This is a genomic window from Nocardia brevicatena NBRC 12119 (assembly GCF_000308495.1).
Classification (GTDB): domain Bacteria; phylum Actinomycetota; class Actinomycetes; order Mycobacteriales; family Mycobacteriaceae; genus Nocardia; species Nocardia brevicatena.
Genome location: NZ_BAFU01000027.1, coordinates 1 through 8,672, shown reverse-complemented (window position 1 = coordinate 8,672; position 8,672 = coordinate 1). Strand labels below are relative to the sequence as shown.

11 protein-coding genes are annotated in these 8,672 nt (G+C 64.1%); 9 read left to right on the top strand and 2 right to left on the bottom strand.

Annotation, left to right across the window (positions count from 1 at the left end):
- The 4 genes from ON20_RS05775 to ON20_RS05760 form a co-directional block, all read left to right on the top strand.
- On the top strand, positions 1 to 551 hold a 551-nt coding region (locus tag ON20_RS05775; RefSeq protein ID WP_040833914.1), incomplete at its 5' end, for a DUF3558 domain-containing protein.
- Positions 552 to 622: 71 nt separating this feature from the next.
- On the top strand, positions 623 to 1,033 hold the full coding sequence (locus ON20_RS05770; protein WP_051161727.1) for a hypothetical protein: 411 nt from the start codon (positions 623 to 625) through the stop codon (positions 1,031 to 1,033).
- A gap of 2 nt (positions 1,034 to 1,035) precedes the next feature.
- Complete coding sequence (locus tag ON20_RS05765) at positions 1,036 to 2,316, top strand: hypothetical protein (RefSeq protein ID WP_040833910.1); 1,281 nt, start codon at positions 1,036 to 1,038, stop codon at positions 2,314 to 2,316.
- Complete coding sequence (locus tag ON20_RS05760) at positions 2,313 to 3,092, top strand: ESX secretion-associated protein EspG (RefSeq protein WP_040833909.1); 780 nt, start codon at positions 2,313 to 2,315, stop codon at positions 3,090 to 3,092. Before ON20_RS05765 ends, ON20_RS05760 begins: the two co-directional genes overlap by 4 nt.
- 139 nt (positions 3,093 to 3,231) lie before the next feature.
- Here ON20_RS05760 and ON20_RS05755 read toward each other — a convergent pair whose 3' ends face one another.
- Together ON20_RS05755 and ON20_RS05750 are read right to left on the bottom strand one after the other, a co-directional pair.
- The gene (locus tag ON20_RS05755) at positions 3,232 to 3,438 is read right to left on the bottom strand and encodes a DUF397 domain-containing protein (protein ID WP_040833908.1); all 207 of its coding nucleotides are present in this window, start codon (positions 3,436 to 3,438) and stop codon (positions 3,232 to 3,234) included.
- Entirely contained in the window at positions 3,428 to 4,321 is an 894-nt protein-coding gene (locus tag ON20_RS05750) for a helix-turn-helix domain-containing protein (RefSeq protein ID WP_040833912.1), read from the bottom strand. Before ON20_RS05750 ends, ON20_RS05755 begins: the two co-directional genes overlap by 11 nt.
- 796 nt (positions 4,322 to 5,117) lie before the next feature.
- On the opposite strand from ON20_RS05750, the gene ON20_RS05745 reads away from it, so the two are divergent.
- The 5 genes from ON20_RS05745 to ON20_RS05725 all read left to right on the top strand — a co-directional run.
- The gene (locus tag ON20_RS05745) at positions 5,118 to 5,507 is read left to right on the top strand and encodes a nitroreductase family deazaflavin-dependent oxidoreductase (protein WP_083864687.1); all 390 of its coding nucleotides are present in this window, start codon (positions 5,118 to 5,120) and stop codon (positions 5,505 to 5,507) included.
- 222 nt (positions 5,508 to 5,729) lie between these two features.
- On the top strand, positions 5,730 to 6,605 hold the full coding sequence (locus ON20_RS05740; RefSeq protein ID WP_040833906.1) for an oxidoreductase: 876 nt from the start codon (positions 5,730 to 5,732) through the stop codon (positions 6,603 to 6,605).
- 74 nt (positions 6,606 to 6,679) lie between these two features.
- The gene (locus ON20_RS05735) at positions 6,680 to 7,219 is read left to right on the top strand and encodes a transcriptional regulator (RefSeq protein WP_174361858.1); all 540 of its coding nucleotides are present in this window, start codon (positions 6,680 to 6,682) and stop codon (positions 7,217 to 7,219) included.
- A 62-nt stretch (positions 7,220 to 7,281) separates the two neighbouring features.
- Positions 7,282 to 7,581: a DUF3817 domain-containing protein gene (locus ON20_RS05730; protein ID WP_438803383.1), complete on the top strand. Its 300-nt coding sequence runs from the start codon at positions 7,282 to 7,284 to the stop codon at positions 7,579 to 7,581.
- A gap of 766 nt (positions 7,582 to 8,347) precedes the next feature.
- The coding region (locus tag ON20_RS05725) for a dihydrofolate reductase family protein (protein ID WP_040833911.1) at positions 8,348 to 8,672 on the top strand (325 nt) is incomplete at its 3' end.

Below are 8,672 nucleotides of genomic sequence, written 5' to 3'. Positions count from 1 at the left end.
GTGCGGGTCGTGTGGCACTCGCCGGGATAGCGCTGGTGGGGCTGGTTGCCGGGTGCTCGACCCAGGGGAGCGGGGAGCCTGCGGTGCAGGGGCAGAGCACCACGAGTGGCGAGGTAACCGTCGAGTTCAATCCGTGTACGGATTTGTCGGATGAGGCGTTGCGGGCGGTTCATGCGGACCCGGCGACGAAGGACACCACCATAGACCCGCCAGAAGGACCGACTACGTGGCGGATTTGTGGATGGACCTCGGCGCTGGGTCCCTACTATGTCAACGTCGCATCGACCACCCATATTCAGGACGAGGTTCATAGCAACCCGAGTGTTACCGGATTCACCCCGGTGCAGGTCAACGGGCGTTCCGGTCTCACCTTCCACAGCAACTCAGATTCGGATCGGCTCTCTTGCTATGTCAGTTTTCCCGCCGAGCAGGGCATGTTCAACGTAATCGTCGACTGGATGTACAGCGAACGGAAGTCAATGACGGAGGCGCCACCTTGCGGTTTGGCCGTGCGCCATGCTCGGGAGTTGGAACCTTTTCTGCCGAAATGAGGGTCCAGGATAGGAGTGCATCTGCGCATGGTCTTTCCTGGTCATGCGCAGGCGCGAGATGACGAAGAGGGGTGGAAACCGTGGCGGAGCCTGAGCAGGGCATACAACCCCAGTTGTCGGGGATGATGCAGCACTGGCAGAACCTGAGAAACCAAGCCGAGAACGGTGCGCTCCGTATGGACAAGGAACTCGGTGATGCGCTGAAGGCCCAGGTGAGCGGGTTGGTCGCAAAGCTGAACTCCATGCTGGACGACGCTGAAAGGCTTAAATATGTGACTGGTTTCGGCGGTTTGGGGTCAGCACGCGATCTCCAGCAGAAGTTTGCGAACAAGGCAATGTCGGATGAGGACTCTGCAATGAACCGGCTGAAGCAGGCAATCGATATCGCCACGATGATGGAAGAGACCTACTCGCTGGCAGTTCGTCAGTTGGAGGAATCGGACCAATCCGTGGCCGCTGCTCTTGGTAACGCGGGAGTGTAGCAATGAGCCCTTTGACAACGTGGATGAGCTCGCTGTTCGGCGGAGCCACTGAGGCATCGGAGAACAAGCGGAACGATACCCAGCTGGCCGAGGGCCAGAAGACCAAATGGGATCAGGATCGCGCCATTGTCGGAGGTGAGTGGGCAGGGTTGTTGGCGGATTATCCGAATCCGCAGTTTGCGCCGAAGGCGATCCACGAGCGCGATCCGTTCGAGACGATGACGCATCAGGAGATCTACCAGGCGCTCGTGGACGTGAAGCCGGGAGAGATCAACGGTATCGCCAACGGATGGCGGAATCTGGCCGGGGCCGTGGGGGACGCCAACGGTGCGTTCACCGGGGGCATTACTGCCGCCATCGACCAGTACTGGAACGGCGAATCCGCACGGGCGGCAGTGGAAGGCACGCGGGCATTCGCGACCGAACTCACCGCGCTGGCCGCGAGTTTTCAAATGGTCGCGCACGGGGTGGATCTGATCGAAGGCCATTTGGCACAGGCCAAGGACTCGGTCGGTAAACCGGACAATGTGACGATCGGCGACAAGATCGTCAGCGCGTTGCCGATGCAGAACGTACTCAAGGGGCCGGAATATCGGGCCAATGAAGCGCAGGAGACGGCGCGGTGGATTATGACAACGTACTATCGCCCCGGTGCGGAGGATGTGGACAGTAAAACGCCGGTCCTGCCGCAGTTGAAGAATCCGGTGGAGGGCTCGAATCCCACGAACCAGCCGTGGACACCGCAGGGGACCACCTCTCCATCGGACACCACCCCGGGGAACCCGAGCACCCGGCCCGGTCTCGATACCACCGATCAACAGCCGGGGCAGGAAAATCCGGAGAGCCGGACGACTCCGCAGTCGACCACATCCGCGTCGACCACACCCGCGTCCACCACGGCGCCCACGACGACCGGTACACCGACCACGGAGAACCCGCGGACCACCACACCCGGCCTGACCACCGGTACCCCGACCACGCCGGGACTGAACACACCCGGCCGGACGCCGGGTACGCCGGGCACACCCACGCCCGGTCGCAGCGTTCCGGGCACCCCGGGTAAGACTTCGGCAGCTCCGAAGAGCACCACCGCTTCGATGAACAATGCGAATCGCGCGGGGCGTATGGGGATGCCGGGCATGATGTCCCCTGGCTCTCGTGGCGGTCGGGACGACGACGAGATCGAACACAAGACCCCCGACTATCTGGTCTACGAACGTGAGAGCGAGTTGATCGGCGATATCCCGCCGGCGCTGCCGCCCGGAGGGGTGATCGGCGGTTGAGCGAGTTCCGCCGGCAGCTCGATGGTGTGATGTTCACCCTGGCCGTGCAGGCATTCGGCCGTGACCGGCTGCCGTATCCGCTTCGCTACGAGCCCGAACGCCGTCATCCCGACGAGCCGGTCGGATACGACGAGTATCAGCGGATGCGGGCCGAGGCTCGGCAGCGGCTGCGGCAGATCGCCGACCAGCGACTGCACCGTGCGCTTTCGGTATTGCTGGAACCCGAGATACGCGTCGAAGTGCACGGATACTACGGGCGGGGTTTTCAACAGGTCGTACGTATGCACGCGGGGATGAGCGGCCGTTCGGCCACCCTTGCGATCCAATTACCCGGAGCAACCCAGGAATACGGTCGCGATGTCATCCTCACCCACCTGTCGCCCGAGGCGTTGGCCGGGCAGATCGTGACGAATCTGCCGGCCTGCGCTCCGGGGCAGTACCGTCCTGTGCGCGCTCGCCGCTCGGATGCGGGTAGGGTCGAGTATTCGCAGCACCCCACCCGACTCTCACTCGGTGAGGAGATCAACCGGATCATTCGCCGCCGCCGCTCGGGGCTCGGTGAGGTCGGTGTCTTCGCCGGCCCCACTCTCGATGCGCGCCCCACCTCCGATGTGCGCGGTTTCCATTGGATGGACTATTTACCCGACGACGGCCGCTATATCCTGCACCACCTGCCGGACGACGAGTTCATCCTCGCCCCCGGCCAACCGGACGATATGGTCTGCCAACTCCAACGGATTATCGAGACAACCCGTCGTTCGCCGGCTCGGTCCTGATAATCCTGGCAAGAGTGATATCCGATGGTTGCGGGCTACAGCGGTCCTTGTCGGCGCGGGCAGTGCAACAGACAACGAAGGGCGGACAGCTCCGCTGAGACCATGGAGGCAGGGTCTCAGCGGAGCTGTTTCGATCGCATCAAGGGCGGCCGAACTCGCCTGAACGGGTGCCGGCCACGAATCCGTCCCATTCGGCGGGGGTGAAGAGCAGTGCAGGGCCGGATGGGTCTTTCGAGTCCCGCACGGCAACGCGCCCACGCCGCAAGTGTGCGACCTCGACACAGTCCTTACCACCTGCACTGCGGCTGGACTTGAACCACTTGGCGCCGTTCAGCTCATCGCGCACGTTCGTACTCCTTTGCTTTCGCTCTCAGCAGGTTCTTGCTGTCGACCGTACCCAAAGCTGCTCTTAGCATGGCGTGGAACGCATTTCGAAACCGGTCCACTGCATCGGACCTGTCGTAGTACAGGTCTCCGGTGTACAACTCCACATAGACAGTGGATGGCTCGCGGGTGGCAGGGGTGAAGTCGAGCACCGTGAAGGGGCCGGTTGATATGCCGACGGGGAACCCGGCAGCGAAGGGAAGTACCCGCACATCGACGCTCAGTGGCATATCGGCCAGATGTCGTAACTGGGCGGCCATGGTATTACGCCCACCGACAACCCTGTTCAGGATCGCCTCATCCAAAATCAGCTTCACTTCTACCGGATTTCGCTTCCGCGTAATTATCTTCTGACGACCCAATCGCATCCGCACCCGCCGGTCGAGTTCAGCGGCCGGTTCGTTCGGAAAGAAGATCGCGTCCAACGCTCGAGCGTAGCCGGCGGTCTGGAACAAACCGCTGACCATGTCCGGACGAAAGACTGTGAGCTTCGACGCTACCGATTCCAAACCCACATACAGCTCGAAATCATCGGGGATCAGCTCCCCGTACTCGTGCCACCAGCCACCGTTCCGAGACTCTGTGGCAGCCTCTTTGGCGAGCCCGAGCAGTAGGTCCTTCTGCTCGGGCTCGTCATACAGTTCGCACAACTCGGTAATGATGTCCAACCTGATACGTCCTGGATAGCCGGTTTCGAGTCGCTGTACGGTCCCCGTCCCGCACCCGATATGCCGGGCGGCTTCGACAAGGGTGAGCCCGGACGCCTGGCGCATTTCGCGCAGATGCCGTCCCAGCTGCCGTCGCGGAACCGTATTACCGCTGCCGGCAGACCCTTTGACAGACATGAACAATCCCCTCCTGAACTCGGCCGCCCCTTGCCGTGGGAGTCATTGTGCCGCAAGCCTGGGCGGCGCACTGGGGAAATGCGTGAAACCATCCGAACCGGCTATCACCGCAGGTGAAATACGTTCCTCCGGTGCTTACCTGTTGCGGCACCGGGGATCGGGTCCGTCGCCGTCCATACGAGTACGCCCCTCGCCGTGGCGACACATCCGGTACGGCCATGTCGGCCACGCCGGGTGGCGGGCTGTTCGCCCCGTTCCCCGGTGCGCCCGAACCGCGCCGGTTCGTCGTTTCTTCCGAGGCGATGTGCCGAAGCGCGCAGACATATATTGCGTCGAGATCTTGGCAGGTACTGAAAGTGCACAGGGTGGGTGTCGGCAGGATCGGCGAGACCGCTCGATAATGCCGATCATGTGACCGACCGCGGGAGCAGGTCCGCGGTGGCGGCGTGCAGCAGGCTCTTTCCCGGCAATGGTCGATACGAGTGAGCGATGGTGGGCCGCCTCCTTGCGGCTTTTCGTCCCGGATGGGCGGCGACGCCAGGCCACGACGTGCGCGGCTGTGCGCGTAGCTGAGGAGTGACCATATCGATCAGGAATCGAGAAGCTTCGCTCGACGTATAAAGGCCGGCTACGGCTAGCGTGACCTGCAGAGACATTCCAGAGCCGGAATCGGCTCTGTCCCGAAACGGACGGACCGACTGGAGGTGGCAGGGTGGCCGGGAACCAGCGGACGGGCAGTCGTGGAGGTCGTAAGAGCATTTCACCCGGGGCGGTGTCGCTGTGGATACAGCGCAAGATGAACGCCCGTACGAATGCCCGTATCCGACGTAAGGGCGGCAGGTTCATGGGTATGGACCTGCTGATCCTGCACACGGTGGGTCGGCGCAGCAGGCGGCGGCGGGAGACACCCGTCACGTGGTTCGCCGATGGCGCGGACGCTTGGCTGGTTGTCGCGTCGGGAGGGGGGAGTCGGCATCCGGATTGGTATGTCAATTTGATGGCGCACCCCGATCGGGCGTCGATCGAATTGCCCGGCCGTGGCACCGTGCCGGTGACGCCGCATCGGCTCGACGGTGACGATCGCGCGCGGGCGTGGCAGCGCATTATCGCCGATCAGCCCCGGTACGCGAGATATCAACGCAAATCCGACCGGGAATACCCGCTGGTTCGCCTCGCCCCGCGGTAGCTGTGGGCGCCCGCGGCGGCGATCGCGGCCCGCCCCGGTGCGGCCGCGCGCTGGATACCGTCACGTTCAGAAGCGGGATGTCATTCTCGAATCCGGTATGGAGCTCGGTGTGCAGGAGCCGGGTCCGCCGAGGGGGTGGCGATCTCGCTGGGTGCGGCCGCTTGGCGAAGCGAGCCCGCGTTTGGACTTCCCTGTTAACTTACTGATAAGTAAGGTTTGATTATGGCGTGGAAACCGAACCAAGTACCCGATCAGAGCGGGCGTACCTTCATCGTCACGGGGGCAAACGGGGGAATCGGGGCCGAGACCACCAAGGTCCTCGCGAACAAGGGCGCGACCGTGGTTATGGCGTGCCGCAATACCGATAAGGGGAAACAGGTCGCCGACCGGATCACCGGGGATGTGCGGGTTGCCGAACTGGACCTCGCGGACCTGGGCTCCATTCGGAAGTTCGCCGACAGTACCGACGAATTCGATGTGCTCATCAACAATGCCGGGTTGATGAACATACCGTTCTCCCGCACCGCGGACGGATTCGAGACGCAGTTCGGGGTGAACCACCTCGGGCATTTCGCGCTCACGGGGCTGCTGCTGAACCGGCTGAAGGACCGGGTGGTGACGCTGTCGAGCATCGCCCATAAGCAGACGCCGAAATTGTGGATCGACGACCTCAACTATGAAAACCGCCGCTACCAGCGCAATCTGGCGTATGCGCAGTCCAAGCTGTCGAATCTCATGTTCGCGCGGGAACTGCAGCGCCGCCTCGCCGCGGCCGGGTCGGCCAAGCGGTCCTACGGGGTGCATCCCGGTGTCTCGGCAACCGAGCTGTTCACCCGCACCGAAACCCCGCTGGACTACATCTCCAAGCCGTTCGTCGCGATCGTCGGCCATTCGGCCGCCAAGGCGGCGCATTCGAGCCTGTTCGCCGCCACCGAACCCAACGCGGACCCGGAGAAATACTGGGGGCCGAACCGGCTGTTCGGCGCGCAGGGGCCGGTGGTGGAATGCCCGTCGAGCCGGCTGTCGAAGGACACCGAGCTACAGCGGCGGCTGTGGGAGGAATCGGAACGCATGACCGGGATCACGTACTCGTTCTGACCTGGCGTATGCCCCGGTAGCACCGGCTTCCGGGGCATGACCTCCCGCTACGGCCGCTGTAGTAGACGGGTACCGTGGTATGCGTGTCCGTTCCGCCCCCTCGCCATGCCCATCATCGCCCGGCGCTGATCGTGCTGGTCGTCGTGGCTGCACTGGTTGCCCTGGCCTTGGGGTGGTGGCAGTGGGAGCGGTTCTCCTCCGCGAGCGGGACCGCGCAGAACCTCGGCTACGCACTGCAATGGCCACTGTTCGCGGGGTTCGCCGTCTTCGCATACTTCCGGTTCGTGCGCATGGAGCAAGAGGCCCGGGACGCAGAGGAGGTGGAGAACGGAGCGGCGGACACGGCTCCGGCGAGCACCGAACCCGCGGCGTCCTCGCGGACAGGCGCCACCGTGCGCATCGGGCGCGAGAGGACGGGCGGTCCTACGAGGTCCCCCGCTCCCCGGGAAATCCCCGAGGGCTTCCTGCCCGAACGCCCGAAGGCGGTCCGGGACGAGGACCCGGTGCTCGCCGAATACAACGAATACCTGGCCCGGCTGCACGCCGCCGATATCGACGAACAGGTGCGCGCCGCAACCGAACCACCCCGACATACCGAGAGGAACGCCGGTTGACCAGCGAGAACACCACCGAGGCCACGACCGCTCCGGCCCGCCCGGCCGGCGATACCCGCCGGATCGCGGGCGCGCTCCTGCGCTACCGGGTGCTCGCTTGGACCACCGGTATCTGGCTGCTGCTGTTGACCGGTGAGATGGTCGCCCGGTACGGCTTCGGTGTCGACACCCCGAGTTGGATCGCGATCGTGCACGGCTGGGTGTACTTCGTCTACCTGATCCTCACCGCCGATCTCGCCGTCAAGGTCCGCTGGCCCATCGGCCGCACCATCGGCACGCTGATCGCCGGCACCATCCCGTTCCTGTCGTTCTTCGTCGAACACCGCAACGCGGCACAGGTGAAACGCGACTTCGGCATCTGAGCGGCGGATCGCGCGCTCGGTTCGCGCGACAACCGTCTCGGCACAGGGCGTGGAGAACATCCACGCGAAAGGTCACGCCGAGGTGATTGCCGTAGACAAGGGCTCGTTATTTGCGGTGCCGGCCTGGCTCCGGATTCCGCCGAGCTGCACGGCTCGGCGCTTCACGTGCCGCCGAGTCGCGCTACGCGCCGGTGACTCCGGAATCCATCTGCGGTAGTGGGGTATAGGGCCCGGCGCAACGTTCGGATCGATCGAGGACGCTACCGAAGGCTTGCGTGGACTTCTCCAGCCCTTTGGTCATGGCCACTTCGACCGAGGAAATGGGCATATCCGTTGTTTCTCGGCGAGTACTACCGGAACCCCTCCACCCAGCGGCGGCCTGAAGATCAGGAGTGACCGTGGTTTCGAGCGGGCAGGGTCACAGTGGTGCCGATCGGTTGGGGAAGGGACGGGGACGAGGCCCCGGCACCGTGCTTCAGGATTCCACCGGCCCGCAGTGCGTGTGCCGTCCAGGCGGTTGCCGCTGTCTATTCTCGTGTGCCTCCGAGAGACGATCTACTCGGGCGCGATGAAACTTCACCGTCGAGAAAAGGTGATGAGGCTGTGGAGGCCGCGAGTGGCGTCGGTGTCGGTTTCGTCCAAGACAGCGGCGTTTCCCGCCCGTAGGCTGCGAGCGGCGATCCGAGGTGGCGTGTCGAACCGACACCCGGGCCGCCTGTATCCACTGGCCACGGCAGTCTCCGCCGTCCATTATCTGGAGGATTCCTTGACACGTGAACTGGTCTACACGGGCTTCGTGACGCTGGACGGAGTGCTGGACTCGCCGGGCGGCAAGGTCGAGGGGCACCGCGGCGGCGGCTGGGTGTCGGATACCGAGTTCGTGCCCGAGGCCTACTCGCTCAAAGCGGAGGAACTCGCCGAGACGACGGCACTGATGTTCGGGCGGCGCAGCTACGAGTTGTTCGCCCCGGTCTGGCCCGGTTCGCAGGATCACCTTGCGTACAAGGAGCTCCCCAAGTACGTCGTCTCGACCGGTCTCACCGACGACGCCGTGGTCGAGGGGTGGGGCCCGATCACGATCCTGCGGTCGG